The following is a 19,632-nucleotide window of genomic DNA, read 5'->3' on the forward strand; positions in this document are numbered from 1 at the left end:
CCCCGAACCCCGAACCCCGAACCCCGAACCCCGAACCCCGGACCCCGAACCCCGGTCCCCGAGCCTCCGGTCCTCGAACTCCCCCCAGCCACCTCCCCCAGCTACCGCGGAGGTGCCCACAGAGCTGAAGGGGTCGGGAGTTGCCATGAGTCGCCAATTCGCCGCGAGTTCACGAGAGTTGCGGCAGATATCCCTGAACAGAGCTTGTCACCCGATCTATAGCATTTCATTGCAACAGACACCCTTGACAGCTTGCAGGCCGTTTCGCCACGTTTGAGCTCTGCCACTGTGCAGAACAAGTGGGGCGCGAACAAAGCGCGTTGGGGAAACGGGGGGCGGTCGCCCATGCGATCGATCAGCAATGGCACGCACATCACCATCCACAGAGCCGGGCAGCTCGACGCCTCGCTCAGCCGGGCCTGGCACAAGGCGATGGACGAGTCGCCCGACTTCGCCAACCCCTTCCTGGCGCCGGAGTTCGCGGCCGGGATCGGCGGATGCCGCGGTGGGGCGCGGGTGGCGGTCCTGCACGAGGACGGCGAACCCGTCGGCTTCCTCCCGTACGAACGCAACTCCTTCGGCGTCGGCCGGGCCATAGGCCTCGGCCTCTCCGACTGCCAGGCCCTCGTCCACCGCCCCGGGATCACATGGGACACCGGGCAACTGCTGCGCGCCTGCGGGCTGTCCGTCTTCGAGTTCGACCATCTCGTCGCGGAGCAGCAGCCGTTCGGCCCGTACGTCACGGGGACGTTCCCCTCACCGGTCCTCGACCTGAAGCCCGGCGACGGCGACTACGCCCAGTGGCTGCGGGCCACGTACCCAGGGCTGGCCAAGACGACGCTGAAGAAGGAACGCCGCCTGGGGCGCGACCTGGGCGAGATGCGTTTCGTCTTCGACGAGCGCGACCCGAGGGCGCTGCGCACGCTGATGCGGTGGAAGTCCGCGCAGTACCGCAGGACGGGCCGGATGGACCGGTTCGCGCGGCCGTGGATCGTGGACCTGGTGGACCATCTGTTCCAGGTGCGCGAGGAGCACTTCACCGGTGTGCTGTCCGTCGTGTACGCGGGCGACCGCCCGGTGGCCGCCCACTTCGGCCCGAGATCGCGCACGGTCTTCGCGGCCTGGTTCACGGCATACGACCCCGAGTTCCGCTACTACTCCCCCGGCCTGATCATGCACCTGCGCATGGCCGAGGCGGCGGCCCGGGACGGCGTACGCCTCATGGACATGGGCCGTGGCGACAAGGAGTACAAGGACTGGCTCAAGACCCGTGAACTGCGCGTCGCCGAAGGCTTCGCGACCCGCCCCCACCCGGTGGCGACCGCACACCGCCTGTGGCGCAGACCGGTACGCGGCCTGCGCAACACGGTCCTGGCCCACCCCACCCTGCGCGAACCGGCCGACCGGCTCCTGAAGACGGTCGGCACCTTGCGTACGTCGGCCCGGACGAGCTCCGCCGGAGCCGCACCCCGCGCCCGCTGAGCAGGCCACGCCCGCACACCCCCGTACGCCCCATGCTCATCCCCCTTGTGCACCCCCGCGAACGACCCTTCAACGGCCCTTCGACGGAAGAGGTGACCATGCCGTACGGATCGCGACTCGCCGCGACGATGACACGGCGGCTCGGACGCGAATGCGTCTACACGCCCTCGGCACGGCTGGCGCTGTATCTGGCGCTACGACGCTGGTGCCGGCCGGGCGCACGCGTGCTGATGTCGCCAGTGAACGACGACGTGATCCTCTTCGTCGTCCTCGCGGCCGGGCTGCGCCCGGTGCAGGCCCCGGTGTCCATGTGGGACGGCAACATCGACCCCGCCGCCGTACCCGAGTCGACCTGGCGGAACGTGGACGCCGTACTCACCACGAACCTGTACGGCATGCCGGACCGCGTCATCGAACTACGGCGCCGCTGCGATGAGTTGGGCATCCCCCTGCTCGAGGACGCGGCACACGCGATCGGCACGCATGTGGACGGGCAGCCGATCGGGACGTTCGGGAAGGCGGCGGCGTTCAGCCTGTCCAAGCACGTGGCGGCGATGGCAGGCGGTTTCCTGGCCGTCGAGGACGCGCGCACCCGACGCGAGCTGGAGCTCCTGCGCGACGATCTCCTCGAACCGGCCCGCCTGCGCACCGACCTGGCCGCTACCCTGCGCCCGCTGGCGCGTTCCGCCGTACGCACCCTCCACCTGGTGCGCCCCGCATGGCGCACGATGCAGCGCCTCGGCCTGCTGGAACGGGACGACTTCCGCATGCCCCTGCACGCACCACGACTGACCCGCAGCGCCCGCGAGGCGCCCAGCCTCAAGGCGTACGAGCCATGGGTACGCGTCGACCTGCACGACTTCCGCTCCCGCCATGGAGCCCTGGTCCGCGGCCAGTTGAGGCTCCGCCTGGCGGGCCTCGACACGAACCTCGCCCACCGCAGGGCCGGCACCGCCCTCCTCTCAGGCACCGCCTGGGCCTCCCCGGCACTGCGCGACCGAGCCACCCACGACGGCCCCCCTCCCGTCTTCCGCGTCCCGCTCCTGGTCCACGACCGCGACGCCCTCGTCGAACGCCTGGTGAACCACGGCGTTATCGCCGGCTACATCTACGACCCGCCGCTCGACGACTACGCGGGCCCGGAGTTCGTCGACCCCTCCCCCACCCCCTCGGCCGCCCGCTGGTTCGCCTCACACGTGCTCCCGGCCGACCCGCTCCTGGCTCGCAGAATCACCGCAGCCCTGACCAGGGAACAGGCGAGGACCGCGCACCCGTCCCTGCTCGCCCCGCAGCCGGAACCCACGCCACGGACCGCCTTGGGCTGACGGGAGTACACACCGCGACAACGCCGTGACGCCATGAAGTCGTACGTGGCACGGTGAACAGGACCGGTCCACCGGCGGACCGCCGACCCAGGAGGTCACGACCATGACCGACGCACCCGCGCCCACCCCGAACGCCGAACGGCTGGCCGAGGAGATCCTCACGAGGATGCTCTCGGCCCTGGAGATCTTCACGGTCGAGGTCGGCGTACGCCGCGGCCTGTACGAGGCGCTGGCCGCGCACGGTCCCATGACGCCGCGCGAACTCTCGGCGACGGCGGGCGTCCATGCGCGGTACGCCCGCGAGTGGCTGGAGCAGCAGGCGGTCGCCGGGATCCTGACCGTGTCCGGGTCCACCAGCTCCACTCCCGAGGACGACTACGAGCGGCGCTTCTCCCTGCCCGACGAACACCGTCGCGTACTCCTAGACCCGGACGACCCGTGCTACATGGCGGCCGGTCCGCGGTTCATCGCCTCGATCGCGGCGACGCTGCCCGAGGTGCTGGAGGCTTTCGGCACGGGCGGGGGTGTGCCGTACGAGCGCTACGGCGAGGGCACGCGCGAGGGCATCGCGGGCCTGAACCGTCCCATGTTCCAGCCGGAGACGGTCCGCTCCTGGGTGGCGGCCCTGCCGGACGTCCACCGCCGGCTCACCGACGACTCCGGTGCCCGGGTACTCGACCTGGGCTGCGGCCTCGGCTGGTCGACGATCGCTCTGGCCCGCGCCTTTCCCGCCGCCCGGCTGACCGGTATCGACCTGGACGCCGCCTCCGTCGAACGGGCCCGGCGCCACGCCGACGAGGCCGGGCTCGGCGATCGGATCGCCTTCGTCAACACGGATGCGGCCGGGGCGGGGCTCGACGGGGCCGTGGATCTGGTCACCGTGTTCGAGGCGCTGCACGACATGGCGGACCCGATCGGGGCGCTGGCCTCGGTGCGCCGGCTGCTGACTCCGTCGGGTGCCGTGCTCATCGCGGACGAGAAGGTGAGCGAGGGGTTCACCGCTCCGGGACCGGATCTGGATCGGCTCAACTACGCGTTCAGCGTGCTGCATTGCCTTCCCGCTACTCGCGCGGAGGGGGCGAAGGTGGAGGCGGGCACGGTGTTGCGGCCGACTACGGTGCGGGCGTATGCCCGCGAGGCGGGGTACGGCTCGACGGAGGTCCTGCCCGTCGCCCACGAGCTGTGGCACTTCTACCGGCTGTCGCCGTGAGGTGAGCTGCGGGTTCGTGGGAGGAGGGTTTTCTTTCCCCAGCCCCGCCCCTTCCCGGCTGTATCAATTTGCGGCTCCGCCGCGTGGGGAGGCTGCGCCCCCAGGCCCCCTGCCTCCGGCCGGTGGGGCGCCTACGGCGGGTGGGTGGGTGGGGTGTGCCTACCGGGGCGGGGTAACAGTCGTGTCGCGGCTGCGGGTGCGTCGTGGCTTGTCGCGCAGTTCCCCGCGCCCCTAAAACGCCTGCGACTGCCCGCACCCTCGACGAGCACGCGAACCGAAACCCCCGCCCGGAAGGGGCCCGCGCCCGAGCAACCCGTGCCCGGAAGGCGCCTGCGCCCCGAGCAAGCCCGCGGCCCGGAAGGGAGCCCGCACCCCCATGGCCCCGCGGCCGCCCACGGCGGCGAGGGGACGGGGCGGGGGTGTGCGCCCGCAGCGGCCGGCGCGCCAACACCGGCACCCTCTACCAGCCGACAGCAACGCGCGCCGGTCCGAGGACGGACACCCCCGACGCGGCCCCGCACCCACCACCCACCCAAGGGGCGCGGGGCTGTGACATATGCGGCTCCGCCGCGTGGGCGCGACCAGCCACACTCAGCCCGCAGCCGCCCCACCGCCGGAGGCACCCCGCGTGGACGCGACCAGCCACAACGGACCGTTAGCCGCCCCACCGCCGGAGGCACCCCGCGTGGGCGCGACCAGCCACAACGGCGCCGCAGCCGACAACGAACCCAACCGCCCAACCGCCCAACCGCCGGAGGCACCCCGCGCCGCACTCAAAAACGAACCTCAAATGTTGCTCTGAACGTCCCCGCCAAGGGGTTCGACCCCACGCTTCGGGGTCATCACCCCGTCATGCAGCCACTGGGTACGGGAATCGGATGGCGGCCAGAAATCGCCGAGGCCGTCGAGCGTATGCCCGGCATCGACTGGGTCGAGGCCGTGGCGGAGAACGTGTGCCCGGGACACATCCCGGACTCACTGCAGCGCCTGCGCGCCCGCGGCGTCACCGTCATACCGCACGGCGTCTCCCTGGGCCTCGGCGGCGCGGAGCGCCCCGACGAGGCCCGCCTCACCGCCCTCGCCGAACGCGCGGAAGCGCTCACCGCCCCGCTCGTCACCGAGCACATCGCCTTCGTCCGCGCGGGCGGCCCCCTCACCGCCACCCCCCGCCTGGAGGCCGGGCACCTCCTGCCAGTACCCCGCACCCGAGACGCCCTCAACGTCCTGTGCGAAAACATCCGCATCGCCCAGGCCGCCCTCCCCGTACCCCTCGCCGTCGAGAACATCGCAGCACTGATCTCCTGGCCGGGCGAGGAGATGACCGAGGGACAGTTCCTGTACGACCTGGTCGACCGTACCGGCGTACGCCTGCTCATCGACGTGGCCAACCTCCACACCAACCACGTCAACCGAGGCGAAGACCCCGCCAAGGCCCTCGACGAACTGCCCGTCGAGGCCATCGCGTACGTCCACGTCGCCGGCGGCTTCGAACGCGACGGTGTCTGGCACGACAGCCACGCCCACCCCGTACCCCCGGCGGTCCTCGACATCCTCGCGGACCTGGCGTCCCGAGTCCGCCCACCGGGCGTACTCCTGGAGCGAGACGAGAACTTCCCCGAACCGGCCGAGCTGGAGCGGGAGTTGGCAGCGATCAGGGAAACCGTGGAGCAGGCCCCGAAGGCAAACGCCCAGCCTTCAGGCGTACGGGCCGAGACCTCCGGCGTACAGGACGGTGGCGCCCCGCAGGACAACGCAGAAGACACCGAAGCGCCCCGTCAGGGCCTCGCACTGGCCCAAACGGCCCTGCTCTCCGCCCTCGTCGCCGGAACCCCCACCCCCGAAGGCTTCGACCGCTCACGGCTGGCCGTGCAGGCACGAGCACTCGCCGCGAAACGGGCCGACGTCGTCGCCAAGGTCGCCCCGGAACTGCCCGAGATCCTGGCCGGGACGTACCGAACGCACTTCCTGGCGTACGCGACCGACCACCCGATGACCGACGGCTACCGCCACGACGCCCTGGCCTTCGCCGAACACCTGCTCCTGCACGGCCGCCTCGAAGACGCCGACGTACAGCGGCAGTTGAGCGACTGGTGGCTGGAGCGCTCAGGCCCCGCCCCGCTGTCCCGCCGCCCGGCGGCCCGCCTGGCACGGGCCACCCGCCGGGTCCTGCTGAGGCGCTGACGCGCTACCGCGCTGCGGCAGCCGCTCAGGCCAGCCCCGCGACCAGCTCAGCCACGGACTTGCGCCGCCCGGTGTAGAACGGGACCTCTTCCCGGACATGCATCCGGGCCTCGGACGCGCGCAGATGCTGACGCGCTACCGCGCTGCGGCAGCCGCTCAGGCCAGCCCCGCGACCAGCTCAGCCACGGACTTGCGCCGCCCGGTGTAGAACGGGACCTCTTCCCGGACATGCATCCGGGCCTCGGACGCGCGCAGGTGGCGCATGAGGTCGACGATGCGGTACAGCTCGTCGGCCTCGAAGGCGAGGATCCACTCGTAGTCGCCCAGCGAGAACGAGGCGACCGTGTTGGCCCGCACGTCCGGGTAGCCGCGGGCCATCTTGCCGTGGTCGGCGAGCATGCGGCGGCGGTCCTCGTCGGGCAGCAGGTACCAGTCGTAGGAGCGCACGAACGGGTAGACGCTGACGTAATTGCGCGGCGTCTCGTCGGCGAGGAACGCCGGGATGTGCGAGCGGTTGAACTCGGCGGGGCGGTGCAGCGCCATGTTCGACCAGACCGGCTCCAGGGCGCGCCCCAGCTTCGTACGGCGGAAGAGGTTGTACGCCTCCTGGAGCTGGTCGGCGGTCTCCGCGTGCCACCAGATCATGAGGTCGGCGTCGGCGCGCAGGCCGGACACGTCGTACGTGCCGCGAATCGTCACGTCCTTGGCGGCGAGCTGGTCGAAGAGCTCCTGGACCTCGTCCGCGTAGCCGGCGCGGTCCTCGGGGAGGACGTCTCGTAGCTTGAAGACGGACCACAGGGTGTAGCGGATGACCTCGTTCAGGTCCTTGGCCAGCTTGCCCTTGTTCGGGATCCTGCCGGACTCGGTGGTGGGGGCGTCGTCACTCATGTCCTCATTCTCCCGCTCCGCCGTGCGGACTCTGCACCGGGTGGGCGGTGAGCTCCTGCACACCGCTCGCATCGCCCTCGAGCTGATCGACCGCGGCGTACGCGCTAGCGATGCACGCCGGGATGCCCACTCCGTCGTACGCGGCTCCGCACACCGCGAGGCCCGGCAGCTTGCCCACGTGCTCCCGGATGCGGGCCACGCGCGCGTGGTGCCCGACGGGGTACTGGGGCAGGCCGTCGGTCCAGCGCGTGACGCTGGTCGCTACGGGTTCGGCGTCGAGCCCGGTGGCTTCCCGCAGGTCGTGCCGCGAGACCTCGACGAGTTCGCCGTCCTCGCGCCCGAGGATCTCGGTCTCGCCGTACCGCCCCACGGACGTCCGCAGGACCAGCACGTCCGGGTTCTCCTCGTCGATCCACCCCCACTTCTGGGAGGCGAACGTCGACGCCTTGATGGTCCGCCCGTCGACAGGCGGCACCAGAAAACCGCTCCCTTCAGGAAGGCGGATTTCCTCGCGCCGGTAGGCGAGCGTGACGAGCGCCATGGAGGCGTACTCGACGCCTGCCAGCTCGGCCGCGGCAGCGGGCGCTTCGTCCCGCAGCAACACGGCAGCCACACCGGCGGGAACGGCGACGACAACACCGTCGGCATGCAGCACCCGCCCTCCGACGACGACGCGCCAGACGGTGGGCAGCCCTCCACCACGCGCCCGCGCCTCTCCCGGCCCGCCCGCAGCCGCCACCACCGAGTCCTCACCGGAGCGCCCAGCCACCTCCCCCGAGTCCTCACCGGAGCGCCCAGCCACCTCCCCCGAGACCTCACCGGAGCGCCCAGCCACCTCCCCCGAGACCTCACCGGAGCGCCCAGCCACCTCCCCCGAGACCTCACCGGAGCGCCCAGCCACCTCCCCCGAGACCTCACCGGAGCGCCCAGCCACCTCCCCCGAGACCCTGCGCAGCTCCGTCACCCGCGCCCCCGTGACGATCTCGCCGCCCCGCGCCCGCACCGACTCCGCGACCGCGAGCGGCAGTTGGCCGACGCCGCCCTCGATGCCCATGAAGACGGGGCCCGTCTGCTGTGCGGCAGCCGCGCGGGCCTGGATGCCCCGGACCGCCTCCGTCAACGACGCGTGCGTACGCGCCGCCTCGAAGAGCTGAGGGACGGCCGAGCGCATGGAGATGCGATACGCGTCGCCCGCGTAGACGCCGCCCAGAAGCGGCTCGATCAAGCGGTCTACCACCTCGCGGCCGAGGCGAGCCGCCACATACTCCCCCACCGCCACGTCGTCGCCGACCTCCGTACGCGGCAAGTCGGCGTCACGCTCGATGCGGCGCACGCCCTCCTCGGAGAGCAGCCCGGCGAGAGCCGAGGCCGTGCCGGGCACCCCCATGACGTGGCCCTTGGGCATGGGCCGCAGCGCCCCGCGCGTCCAGATCGACGCGCTCGCCGTCGCGGGCGTCCGGAGCCGGGCGTCGAGGCCCACCTCGCGGGCGAGCGCCACCGCCTCGGGGCGCCGTGCCAGCATCGACTCGGCGCCGAAGTCCACCCGCGCACCCGCGATCTCACCGGGGAGCAGCTTCCCGCCGAGCCGGTCCGAGGCCTCCAGGAGGGTCACGCGCACGCCGCTGTCGAGCAGCCGGTGGGCGGCGGCCAGACCGGCTATGCCGCCCCCGATGACGACGACGTGACCCGGGCTCGTACGAGTGTCTGCGTGCTGCATGTCTCCACTGTCGCACCCGGCACTGACAGTCCCTCCGGCACCCGGTGTCCATGACGAGTCCTGACCGTGACCAGTTCGGGACCCGATCCCTCCAACGTCCCGCCCCGCTCCGGCGTCGAAGGAGCGTCAATCATTACGACACCATCGGGGGTACGCCGACATGCAGACACGCAGCACCACGCCCAGGCAGCGAACGTCCGGGCTCCGATCCGTACGATCCCCACGGCCTCTCCACGCCCTCGTGGCCCTGCTGCTGGCCGCCGCCGTCGCGCTCGCGGGATGCACCGGAGCGGACGAAGCCGGCGGCACCACCTCGGACTCGGACAGCGGCGATAAAGCCGCGGCCCAGTCCGAGCAGGGCGCGGGCGACGCCCGGGACAGCGGTGGCAAGGGCCGGCAGGCCACCGCGCCGCCCAAGCTGAGCGCCGCCCACATCATCCGTACGGCGTCCCTGACCGTGCAGGTCAAGGACGTACCCAAGGCGCTTGCCGAGGCCCGTACCGCCGTGGAGAACGCGGGCGGCGTCGTCGGCCAGGAGACCACCGACCGCGACTCCAAGGGCCGCGAGCGCTCGCGCGTCGTCCTCCGCGTGCCCACGGACCGCTACGAGGAGGTGCTCGATGACCTGGAGGGCTCCGGCAAACTGATCGACCGGACCGCGAAGGCGGAGGACGTCACGGACCAGGTCGTCGACGTGGAGAGCCGTATCAAGACGCAGCGCGCCAGTGTGATCCGGATCCGTGAGCTGATGGACCAGGCGACCCAGCTCAGCGATGTGGTCACGCTGGAAGGCGAGTTGAGCACCCGTCAGGCCGACCTGGAGTCCCTGCTGGCCCAGCAGGCATCCCTGAAGGACCGTACGAGCCTGGCCACGATCACCCTGTCGTTGTCCGAGACACCGGTGAAAGCGGCGGAGGACGAGGACCCGGGGCTCGCGGACGCGCTCGCGGGTGGCTGGAACGCGTTCATCGAGACGTTCCGCTGGATCGCGATGGCCCTGGCCGCCGTACTCCCCTTCCTCGTGGGCGCGGCGCTGCTCCTGCTGCTGTGGACGCGCGTCCTTCGCCCCCGGCTGCCGCGCCGCCCGGCCACAGCGGGTGCGGGTACGGCGACCGCCGGCATGTCCCTGCCGGTCGCCCGGCCTGCGCCGGGAGAGGACGGCAAGGAGGACTGACAGGAGGGCTGGCGGGACTGAAATGCCGCGCCCCCGTAGCGTGTTCATATGGACATGAGCCGTACGAGAGAACGCCTGGTGGTCGTCGGAGGGGACGCGGCGGGCATGGCCGCCGCGTCCCAGGCACGCCGTATGAAGGGCCCCGACGAACTGGAGATCATCGCGTTCGAGCGCGGCCACTTCAGCTCGTACTCCGCGTGCGGCATCCCGTACTGGGTGGGCGGCGACGTCACCGACCGGGACCAGCTGATCGCGCGCACCCCCGAGGAGCACCGGGATCGCGGGATCGACCTGCGGATGCGTACGGAGGTGACGGCGCTGGATGTCGCGGGCGGCCGGGTTCGCGCCCGTGACCTGGAGTCCGGGGCCGAGGCGTGGACGTCGTACGACAAGCTCGTGATCGCGACGGGCGCCCGGCCGATCCGGCCGCCGCTGCCCGGGATCGACGCCCCGGGAGTGCACGGAGTACAGACGCTCGACGACGGGCAGGCCCTGATCGACACGCTGGCCCGTACGTCCGGTCGGCGCGCGGTGGTGGTCGGCGCCGGCTACATCGGCGTGGAGATGGCCGAGGCGCTGGTGAACCGCGGCTACGAAGTGACGGTGGTCAACCGCGGCAAGGAGCCGATGTCCACGCTCGACCCCGACATGGGACGGCTGGTGCACGAGGCCATGGAGGGCCTGGGCATCACCATGGTGAACGACGCCGAGGTCACCAAGATCCTCACCGGCGAGGACGGGCGGGTCCGCGCGGTGGCCACGGAGGACGCCGAGTACCCGGCGGACGTGGTGGTGCTCGGCATCGGCGTACGTCCGGAGACGACGCTGGCGCAGGCGGCGGGGCTCCAGCTGGGCGACCACGGAGGGCTGCTGACCGACCAGGCCATGCGCGTACGCGGCTACGAGAACATCTGGGCCGGCGGCGACTGCGTGGAGGTCCTCGACCTGGTCTCCGGCCGCGAACGGCACATCGCGCTGGGCACGCACGCCAACAAACACGGCCAGGTCATCGGCGCGAACGCCGGCGGCGGCTACGCCACGTTCCCCGGCGTGGTCGGCACGGCGGTCAGCAAGGTCTGCGACCTGGAGATAGCCCGCACCGGCCTCCGCGAAAAGGACGCCCGCAGAGCAGGCCTCCAGTACGAGAAGGTCACCATCGAGTCCACCAGCCGCTCCGGCTACTATCCCGGCGCCGCCCCGATGACGGTGAAGATGCTCGCGGAACGCCGCACCGGCCGCCTCCTGGGCGTCCAGATAGTGGGCCGCGAGGGCGCGGGCAAACGAGTAGATATCGCAGCGGTAGCCCTGACAGCAGGCATGACGGTAGAGCAGGTGACGTCCCTGGACCTGGGCTACGCGCCCCCGTTCTCCCCGGTCTGGGACCCGGTACAGGTGGCGGCCCGCAAAGCGGTAAGGGCGGTATTCGGCCGAGGGTAACCGTCTATCCGGGGGCCCACTGGAGGCGCCCCTTCAGGGGCGCGGGGAACTGCACGACCAGCCACAACGAACTCGCAGCCCGGATGCAACCAAAACCACAACGAACCCCCTGCTCAACCAGCGGAGCGTACGCGTGGCCCTCCGCGCCGGCCACGCGCACGCTCTCACGGCCCAGGGCGCCGGAGACGCCTGGGGACGTCAAGGCCCGAAGCCCTGGAGCCTCAAAGGACCCCGGAGCCCTGACGACGTCTCAGGCACCCTGAGCCGCTCCAGGAGTGGTTCCGTTGATCTTCTCTATGGCCTGCCGAGCCTGCTCGCCGGGCGACCGCGGCAACGACGAGACCGGCGAAACCTGCGGCGGCTGTGGCGCCGCCTGGGGCCGGGCGTGCGTACCGGGCTGACGGCTGCGCAGCCGGTGGCTGGCGGCCTCGTCGAGGGTCACGGGACGCTGCATGCTCGCGGCAAGCCGACCGGCTTCCTGGCCGAGCGCGGCCACGTCCTCCCACGACAGTCTGAGGACGAGGGCTACTTCCGCCTCGCCGTCCGGCGTGGCGGTCATAGTCGGAGTGACTCGGTCGTTCATTGACCTGTTCCTCACGTGTTGCTGGGATCACGGTGGTTGCCGAAACATACGCAGACACCCGCGCTCCCGTTCACACCCGTTCAGAAGGGCCCGCTCGCGGGCAGGAGTTCCTTGTGGTCATCCCCGTCCATGATGTGAACCCGGCCCGCCGCACGCCGGTCGTGACGTACGCGCTGATCGGCGCCAACGTCCTTGTCTTCCTGGCCACGCCGGGTGTGGCCGCCTCGCTGGTCGGCGAGAGCAGCCTCGCGCAGCTCTGCCAACTGCAGGCGTTCCTGGACCATTGGGCGGCGGTGCCGCGCGAGATGATCCACGACCGGACGCCGACCGTCGTACCCACCGGCGACGTGGGCGTGGGCCCACAGGGACCGGGCTGTGTCGTGGGCTCGCCCGACTACGACAAGTCGCCCCCGCTGTCGGTGCTCACCGCGATGTTCCTGCACGGCAGTTGGCTGCACCTGCTCGGCAACATGCTCTTCCTGCTGATCTTCGGCAACAACATCGAAGACCGCCTCGGCCACATCCGCTACCTGCTGTTCTACGTGGTCTGCGGCTACGCGGCGGCGTACGCCTTCGCCTACGTCAACGCCACCTCCGGCGACCCGCTGATCGGCGCGTCCGGTGCGATCGCCGGCGTCCTGGGCGCGTACCTGGTCCTCTATCCGAAGGCCCGCGTCTGGGTCCTCGTACCGTTCCTGATCTTCCTGCCGCTGCGACTGCCCGCCTGGCTGGTCCTGGGCTTCTGGTTCGTCCTCCAGGCGGTGTACTCGTCCGGTGCCGGCGTCACCGAGGCCGGCACCGTCGCGTACGTCGCCCATGTCGTCGGCTTCGTGGCAGGCATGCTCCTCGCCTGGCCCCTGCGCCCGGGCACCCCGCCGCCCCCGGAGCCGCGCGGCCTGCTGTGGGGCAGGCAGGCGCGGCCGCGGCAGACATGGAGACCTCGCTAGCGGGTGGTCCGCGTGTGGACGTACTCCGTGAGCCGGGTCAGCGCGTCCGGGTCCGTGCTCGGCAGAACGCCGTGGCCGAGGTTGAAGATGTGGCCCTCCAGGCCCGCGGCGGCGTCGAGGATCTCCTGCGTCTTGGTCTCGACGGCCTCGGTGGTGGAGAAGAGGACCGCAGGGTCGAGGTTGCCCTGGAGCGCCTTGCCCGGGCCAACGCGGCGCGCGGCCTCGTCGAGCGGTACGCGCCAGTCGACGCCTACGACATCCGCGCCCGCCTCGCCCAGGAGGCCGAGCAACTCGCCGGTGCCGACGCCGAAGTGGATGCGCGGAACCCCGTACGCCTTCACGGCCTCGAAAACCTTCGTGGAGGCGGGCATGACGGAGCGGCGGTAGTCGGCCGGTGCCAGGGCGCCGACCCACGAGTCGAAGAGCTGCACGGCCGAGGCCCCCGCCTCGATCTGCACCTTCAGGAAGGCGGCCGTGATCTCCGCGAGCCGGTCGAGCAGTTCGGCCCACAGCTGCGGGTCGCCGTACATGAGGGCCTTGGTGTGCTCGTGGTTGCGGGACGGCCCGCCCTCCACGAGGTAGCTGGCGAGCGTGAAGGGCGCGCCGGCGAAGCCGATGACCGGGGTCTCGCCGAGCTCGGCGGTGAGCAGCCCGATGGCCTCGGTGACGTATGCGACGTCCTCGGGCGTCAGATCCCGCAGCTGCGCCAGGTCGGCACGGGACCGGATCGGCTTCTCGACGACCGGCCCGACCCCCGGCTTGATGTCGAGATCGACACCGATGGCCTTGAGCGGTACGACGATGTCGCTGAAGTAGATAGCCGCGTCCACGTTGTGCCGCCGCACCGGCTGCAACGTGATCTCCGCAACCAGCTCGGGCCGCATACACGACTCAAGCATGGGAATCCCCGCACGCACCTTCCGATACTCGGGCAACGAACGCCCGGCCTGCCGCATGAACCACACCGGCGTATGCGGCACGGGCTCGCGCCGGCACGCCTTCATGAAGGCGGATTCGTACGTGGCTGTCGGCTGGCCCGCAGGGCGCTCATTGGAACTCACGCCGAAAGTCTCGCACGCCGCACGGAGAAGAAGCCTCGGGGGCAGCGGGCCCCGTGAGGGACGCGAGGCTATGTCGATTTGCGGCTCTCCGCGTGGGGCGCGCAAGTGCCCCTTTAGGGGCGAGGGGCTGTATCAATTTGCGGCTCCGCCGCGCGGGCGCGACAAGCCACAACCAACCCGCAGCACCAAAGAACCGAACAACCCCCGACGATCCGCCCACAGCGACACTCAGTCACAGCACAAACACAACGAAACGGCACCGTTCCCGCCCAACCGCCGGAGGCAAGGGTGTCTCTCCCTGCACAAAGGCGCCGTTCCCCTTAATCTTCCCCGCATGGCTGCGGCTCAAGGACGACTCTCGGACGACGCTGGCGGGGAAGCCAGGAACGACGAGGCACTGCGAACGGAAGCGGACGCGACTCCGCTGGCCTTCCGCACAGCCGTCGACGCACTCGGCACGGCCCGCCTGCGGCCGGAGATCGAGATCGACCCGACCAAGCCGCCGCAGCGCCTCGCCCCGTTCGCATACGCCCTGGAGGCCGCTGTCGTCGACGGCGACGAAGACCTGGCGGACGGCCGCCTCATCCTCCTCCACGACCCCGCCGGACACGAGGCCTGGCAGGGATCGTTCCGCCTGGTCACGCTCGTACGCGCGGAACTGGAACCGGAGATCGCCGCCGACCCGCTGTTCCCCGACGTCTGCTGGTCCTGGCTGACCGGCGCCCTCCAGGCCCGCGGCCCGTCGTACGGCGAACCCAGCGGCACCGTCACCCGCGCGAGCTCTCACTACTTCGGCGGCCTCTCGGAACGCCGACCCGCCTCCCAGATCGAGATCCGCGCTTCCTGGACTCCGCGCGAGGGCCTCGGCGGCGTCCCGGACACGGCCTCCCACCTCGCCGCCTGGTGCGACCTGCTGTCCCAGATCGCCGGCCTGCCCCCGGCCACCCCGGGCGACCCCTCGGTCGTAACCCTCCCTCAGCGCCGCGGCCCCCAGCCCCGCTGAGCCCCACCCCGCTCCCCCCTGACGAACCGCCTGATCACCCCCTCCTGATCAATCGCTTCTGATCAATCGCTTCTGATCAGTCCCTTCACGTTTGCCACCCGATCCCTCACCCACCCGCACCAATCGCTTTGTCGATACGACCACTTTCAGCCGCGTAACGAAGCGGAGTGGACTCGTTCGATCTTCGGGTGATCGATCGTCCGTCCGAATTGCACGGATTGTTACTCACCAAATCGTGATCTTTCTCTAAAGGCAGACGGGTTTAGTGCCGAAGACCTCTGTGACCTTGAAAGCACGGTTCCCCCCGGTTCCCTCCCCCCCCGAGCCGGCCCCGTCCCACACCCCCCCACCCCCAGGAGGCCTGGTGTCCGTTCTCCTCGAGCAGCCCGCAAGCCTGGTCGCCTACCGCCCGAACAAGCCCACCGCGATGGTGGTCGTGGCCGATCAGCGCGTGCGCTCCACCGTCACCCGCCATCTGTGGGCCCTCGGAGTGCGCGATGTGATCGAGGCCTCGTCCGTCGCGGAGGCTCGTCCCCGCATCGGCAACCCCCGGGACATCTGCGTCGCCGAAGTCCATCTGCCGGATGGTTCCGGCCTCACCCTCCTCTCCGAAACCCGAGCCGCGGGCTGGCCCAACGGCCTCGCCCTCTCCGCCGCCGACGACATCAGCGCCGTACGCAACGCCCTGGCCGGTGGCGTGAAGGGATACGTCGTCACCGGTACGCGTACGAACATCGGCCTCCCCACCCGCCCCGGCGTCGCCCCCATCGGTTCGGCCGCCGCTGCCCGTATGCACCGCCGCCCCCCGGGTGCCCCGGGCCACCCGGGCGGCTACCGCGAACTGTCCGGCCGCGAGGTCGAGGTGCTCCGGCTGGTGGCGGAGGGCCAGTCGAACAAGGCCATCGGCGTCTCGATGGGCCTGTCCGCCCTGACCGTCAAGAGCCACCTCGCCCGCATCGCCCGCAAGCTCGGCACGGGCGACCGCGCCGGCATGGTGGCGGTGGCCCTGCGCACCGGCATCATCCACTGAGCCGACTGCTTTACATCCCGCAGGCGCCCGTCGACGGAACGTTCCGTCGACGGGCGTTCCGCATGTCCCCGACGACCGCCGCCCGTCGGACGATCAGCGGCGCCGCAGTGCCGGGTCGAGCAGCGCGGGCGGAGTGTCGTACTTCTCGTGCGAGGCCAGGTCGGTGCCGGGGGCGACGATGGCGTCGATCGCGTCGAGTACGTCGGCGGAGAGCTCGGTGTCGGCGGCGGCGAGCTGTGAGTGCAGGTGGTCGAGTGTGCGGGGGCCGATGAGCGCGCTGGTCACGGCCGGGTGCGCGGTCACGAATCCGAGCGCGAGCTGAATCATGGTCAAGCCGGCCTCGTCGGCGACCTTGGCCAGCTGCTCGACGGCGTCGAGCCTGGCCCGGTTGGCGGGGATGGTGAGGTCGAAGCGCTGCGGCATGAACGTCGAGCGACTGGTGGTGATGTCGCGGCCCTCGCGGATCGCGCCCGACAGCCAGCCCGAGGCCAGGGGGCTCCACACCAGCACTCCGAGCCCGTACTCCTCGGTCACAGGCAGGACATGGGTCTCGATGCCGCGCTGCAGGATCGAGTAGCTGGGCTGTTCGGTGACGTAACGGCTCAGGTGGTGCTCGCGGGCGGCCCACTGGGCTTGCACGATGCGGTGGGCGGGGAAGGTCGAGGAGCCGAAGTAGCGGATCTTTCCCGCGCGTTGCAGGTCGGTCAGGGCCGACAGGGTCTCCTCGTCGCTGGTGCTCGGGTCCCAGCGGTGGACCTGGTAGAGGTCGACGTGGTCGACGCCGAGGCGGCGCAGGCTGTCGTCCAGCGCGGTGACCAGCCAGCGGCGCGAACTGCCCCGGTGGTTGCGCTCGTCACCCATCGGCATGGTCGCCTTCGTGGCCAGCACGATGTCGTCACGTCGGCCGGCGATGGCCTTGCCGACCATCTCCTCGGACTCGCCGTCGCTGTACATGTCGGCGGTGTCGATGAGGTTGATCCCGCCCTCGAGGGCGGCGTCGACGAGGGCGGTGGCCTCGTCCTGGGTGGTGCGCCCTATCTTGCCGAAGTTCATCGCGCCGAGCGCGAGGGAGCTGACCTGCACACCGGTGCGGCCCAAGGTGCGGTACTGCATGACCTGTTCCTCCATTGCTAACATCGCGAACAAACGGAACCTCGTTCCGGAATGACGATACGGAACACTGTTCCGTTTGGCAAGTACGTTCAGGCTCAGCAAGCACGGCAGCAGAAGGAGCGGCGCGGTGAACGACAGCGACGAGGGCTCGGGGCACGAGGCCCAGTCCGAAGCCCAGCCCAGGCGGAAGGACGCCCGGCGCAACAAGGAGGCTCTGCTCGACGCGGCCGCCTCCGTCTTCGTCACGTCAGGCGTGGAGGCGCCCGTACGCGACATCGCGACCAAGGCCGGCGTCGGCCTCGGCACGATCTACCGGCACTTCCCGACGCGGGCGGATCTGATCATCGCCGTCTACCGGCACCAGGTCGACGCCTGCGCCGAGGCCGGGCCGGCCCTGCTGGCGACCAGCGCGTCTCCGCATGCCGCATTGGCCCAGTGGATCAACCAGTTCGTCGACTTCCTGGTCACCAAGCACGGACTCGCCGCCGTGCTGCAGTCGGACAACGCCGGCTTCGAGGCGCTGCACGCCTACTTCCTCGACCGCCTCGTGCCCGTCTGCACCGCGCTGCTCGAAGCAGCGGCCGAAGCCGGCGAGATCCGCTCCGACCTGGAGGCCTACGAGTTGATGCGCGGCGTCGGGAACCTCTGCATCGGCGCGGACAGCGACCCCGACTACGACGCGCGCCGGCTGGTCGAGCTGCTCATCGCGGGCCTGCGCCACGCGGAGACCGATTCTGGCCGGTCAGACCCCGCGTCGAGCGGCAGTACGGGTCAGACGGTGGGGCGTACAGATACCCTTGACATGTGACCGACGCCCAAGAGACCGCAGCAGACACATCACTGCGAACCACCGGAGGCGCCCCTCCGGACGACGGCGGATCCTCTGAAGCAGAGGTGCCCATTCCGTTGTTGGAGCCCCGGGACGGGATTCCGCCCGTGATCGCCGATGAGGCGTCGCTCGCCGAGGTGATCGCCGCGTTCGCCGCGGGCAGCGGTCCCGTCGCCGTGGACGCCGAGCGTGCTTCCGGTTACCGGTACGGCCAGCGCGCGTACCTCGTGCAGTTGCGCCGCGAGGGTGCGGGCAGCGCGCTCATCGACCCCGTCGCGTGTCCCGATCTCTCGCGTCTCGGCGAGGCGCTGGGCGGTGTGGAGTGGGTGCTGCACGCTGCCACGCAGGATCTGCCGTGTCTGCGCGAAATAGGTATGGTCCCCAGCCGCCTGTTCGACACCGAGCTGGCCGGTCGGCTTGCCGGGTTCCCGCGCGTCGGGCTCGGCGCGATGGTCGAGGGTGTCCTGGGCTTCGTACTGGAAAAGGGGCACTCCGCGGTCGACTGGTCGACGCGTCCGCTGCCCGAGCCGTGGCTGCGTTATGCCGCGCTCGACGTGGAGTTGCTCGTGGACCTCAGAGACGCGCTGGAGAAGGAGCTCGACCGGCAGGGCAAGCTGGAGTGGGCCCGGCAGGAGTTCGACGCGATCGCCTCGGCGCCGGCGCCCGAGCCGCGCAAGGATCCCTGGCGGCGTACGTCCGGAATGCACAAGGTGCGCCGACGGCGGCAGATGGCGGTCGTACGGGAGTTGTGGCAGGCCCGGGACAAGGTTGCGCGGCGCCGGGACATCTCGCCGGGCAAGGTGCTCGGCGACGCGGCGATCATCGAGGCCGCCCTCTCCCTGCCGACCAATGTGCAGGCGCTCGCCGCGTTGAACGGGTTCGGGCACCGTATGGGCCGGCGTCAGCTGGAGCAGTGGCAGTCCGCCGTGGACCGAGCGAAGGCGCTGCCGGACCACGAACTGCCGCAGCCGGGGCAGCCGGTGACCGGTCCTCCGCCGCCGCGCGCCTGGGCTGAGAAGGACCCGGTGGCCGCGGCCCGGCTGGTCGCCGCGCGGGCCGCGGTGTCGGCGCTGGCGGAGACCCTGACCATGCCTCAGGAGAACCTGATCACCCCGGACACCGTGCGCCGGGTGTGCTGGGAGCCGCCTGCCGAAGTGAACGCCGAGTCCGTCGCGGCCGCGCTCGCCGGGTACGGGGCGCGGCCGTGGCAGGTCGAGCAGGTGACGCCGGTGCTGCTGCCGGCGCTCGCTTCGTCGCCCCCCGGGGAATGACGAGGACCGCACCGGCCGAGATGTTCTCCCGATGCGCGCCGAACGGGCCCTGAAGCGGAACAGCTACGTCGAGATCACGCCGTTGTTGGGGTGATCTCCGGGAGGGGCCCGGGTCCCGCCCCGTTGCACGCCGCGGGTTCGATGTGGCTTGTCGCTCCCCCCACTCTCGGCTGCTCCCCCACTCTCGGCTTCGCTCGAGCGAGGGGGGCCCCATGAGCGGGGGACCCCCATCCCCGCGGAGCCCCACATGTTCCAGCCCCGCGCCCCAAAACGGGCGGCAGTCACCCCCACGCGGCAAAGTGACCATGTGACCTTCGCCGCTCCCGTGTCTTGGACTGGGCAGCGCGGTTACCCGTAAGTAGCATGGTGCTGAGCGCGCGC

The 19,632-nt window shown here is 71.0% G+C and carries 16 protein-coding genes and 1 pseudogene; 11 read left to right on the plus strand and 6 right to left on the minus strand.

Features of this window, described 5'->3' with window-relative positions:
- Positions 1–345: 345 nt before the first annotated feature.
- The 4 genes from OHT21_RS10580 to OHT21_RS10595 all read left to right on the plus strand — a co-directional run bounded on the left by OHT21_RS10580 (position 346) and on the right by OHT21_RS10595 (position 6,198).
- Entirely contained in the window at positions 346–1,482 is a 1,137-nt protein-coding gene (locus OHT21_RS10580) for a GNAT family N-acetyltransferase (protein ID WP_328768009.1), read from the plus strand.
- A gap of 98 nt (positions 1,483–1,580) precedes the next feature.
- The gene (locus OHT21_RS10585) at positions 1,581–2,807 is read left to right on the plus strand and encodes a DegT/DnrJ/EryC1/StrS family aminotransferase (RefSeq protein WP_328774036.1); all 1,227 of its coding nucleotides are present in this window, start codon (positions 1,581–1,583) and stop codon (positions 2,805–2,807) included.
- Positions 2,808–2,910: 103 nt separating this feature from the next.
- Complete coding sequence (locus tag OHT21_RS10590; protein WP_328768010.1) at positions 2,911–4,017, plus strand: class I SAM-dependent methyltransferase; 1,107 nt, start codon at positions 2,911–2,913, stop codon at positions 4,015–4,017.
- Between the two features lie 852 nt (positions 4,018–4,869).
- Positions 4,870–6,198 (plus strand): DUF692 domain-containing protein, encoded by a 1,329-nt coding sequence (locus OHT21_RS10595; RefSeq protein ID WP_328768011.1) that lies wholly within the window; start codon positions 4,870–4,872, stop codon positions 6,196–6,198.
- Positions 6,199–6,223: 25 nt separating this feature from the next.
- On the opposite strand, the pseudogene OHT21_RS44630 reads toward OHT21_RS10595, so the two are convergent.
- From OHT21_RS44630 to hemG, 3 genes and pseudogenes are all read right to left on the minus strand, one after another.
- A pseudogene (locus OHT21_RS44630) lies at positions 6,224–6,328 on the minus strand (hydrogen peroxide-dependent heme synthase); the annotation flags it as partial.
- Positions 6,329–6,354: 26 nt separating this feature from the next.
- Positions 6,355–7,086 carry a hydrogen peroxide-dependent heme synthase gene (hemQ, locus tag OHT21_RS10600; protein WP_328768012.1) on the minus strand — a complete coding sequence of 244 codons (732 nt, stop codon included), beginning with the start codon at positions 7,084–7,086 and terminating at the stop codon, positions 6,355–6,357.
- A gap of 4 nt (positions 7,087–7,090) precedes the next feature.
- The gene (gene hemG, locus OHT21_RS10605; protein WP_328768013.1) at positions 7,091–8,803 is read right to left on the minus strand and encodes a protoporphyrinogen oxidase; all 1,713 of its coding nucleotides are present in this window, start codon (positions 8,801–8,803) and stop codon (positions 7,091–7,093) included.
- Between the two features lie 160 nt (positions 8,804–8,963).
- On the opposite strand from hemG, the gene OHT21_RS10610 reads away from it, so the two are divergent.
- Together OHT21_RS10610 and OHT21_RS10615 are read left to right on the plus strand one after the other, a co-directional pair.
- Entirely contained in the window at positions 8,964–9,977 is a 1,014-nt protein-coding gene (locus OHT21_RS10610; RefSeq protein ID WP_328768014.1) for a DUF4349 domain-containing protein, read from the plus strand.
- A 48-nt stretch (positions 9,978–10,025) separates the two neighbouring features.
- Positions 10,026–11,414: an FAD-dependent oxidoreductase gene (locus OHT21_RS10615; RefSeq protein WP_328768015.1), complete on the plus strand. Its 1,389-nt coding sequence runs from the start codon at positions 10,026–10,028 to the stop codon at positions 11,412–11,414.
- A 250-nt stretch (positions 11,415–11,664) separates the two neighbouring features.
- Here OHT21_RS10615 and OHT21_RS10620 read toward each other — a convergent pair whose 3' ends face one another.
- A complete protein-coding gene (locus OHT21_RS10620; protein ID WP_328768016.1) occupies positions 11,665–11,997 on the minus strand; it encodes a hypothetical protein in 333 nt (110 codons plus the stop codon).
- A 113-nt stretch (positions 11,998–12,110) separates the two neighbouring features.
- Here OHT21_RS10620 and OHT21_RS10625 point away from each other — a divergent pair, with 113 nt between their 5' ends.
- Entirely contained in the window at positions 12,111–12,944 is an 834-nt protein-coding gene (locus tag OHT21_RS10625; RefSeq protein ID WP_328768017.1) for a rhomboid family intramembrane serine protease, read from the plus strand.
- On the opposite strand, the gene hemE is transcribed toward OHT21_RS10625, so the two are convergent.
- Positions 12,941–14,005 carry a uroporphyrinogen decarboxylase gene (hemE, locus tag OHT21_RS10630; protein ID WP_328768018.1) on the minus strand — a complete coding sequence of 355 codons (1,065 nt, stop codon included), beginning with the start codon at positions 14,003–14,005 and terminating at the stop codon, positions 12,941–12,943. The genes OHT21_RS10625 and hemE overlap by 4 nt on opposite strands.
- Positions 14,006–14,339: 334 nt before the next feature.
- On the opposite strand from hemE, the gene OHT21_RS10635 reads away from it, so the two are divergent.
- Complete coding sequence (locus tag OHT21_RS10635) at positions 14,340–15,008, plus strand: DUF3000 domain-containing protein (RefSeq protein WP_328768019.1); 669 nt, start codon at positions 14,340–14,342, stop codon at positions 15,006–15,008.
- A 364-nt stretch (positions 15,009–15,372) separates the two neighbouring features.
- The gene (locus tag OHT21_RS10640) at positions 15,373–16,038 is read left to right on the plus strand and encodes a response regulator transcription factor (protein ID WP_328768020.1); all 666 of its coding nucleotides are present in this window, start codon (positions 15,373–15,375) and stop codon (positions 16,036–16,038) included.
- Between the two features lie 93 nt (positions 16,039–16,131).
- On the opposite strand, the gene OHT21_RS10645 is transcribed toward OHT21_RS10640, so the two are convergent.
- Entirely contained in the window at positions 16,132–17,151 is a 1,020-nt protein-coding gene (locus OHT21_RS10645; protein WP_328768022.1) for an aldo/keto reductase, read from the minus strand.
- Between the two features lie 127 nt (positions 17,152–17,278).
- Between OHT21_RS10645 and OHT21_RS10650 the strand changes: the two genes are divergently transcribed.
- Positions 17,279–17,959: a TetR/AcrR family transcriptional regulator gene (locus OHT21_RS10650; RefSeq protein WP_328768023.1), complete on the plus strand. Its 681-nt coding sequence runs from the start codon at positions 17,279–17,281 to the stop codon at positions 17,957–17,959.
- Positions 17,956–19,251, plus strand: coding sequence for a ribonuclease D (locus tag OHT21_RS10655; RefSeq protein WP_328768024.1), 1,296 nt, complete (start codon positions 17,956–17,958; stop codon positions 19,249–19,251). Before OHT21_RS10650 ends, OHT21_RS10655 begins: the two co-directional genes overlap by 4 nt.
- The last annotated feature ends 381 nt before the right edge of the window (positions 19,252–19,632 follow it).

Origin of the sequence: Streptomyces sp. NBC_00286, from assembly GCF_036173125.1 — a bacterium.
GTDB lineage: Bacteria > Actinomycetota > Actinomycetes > Streptomycetales > Streptomycetaceae > Streptomyces.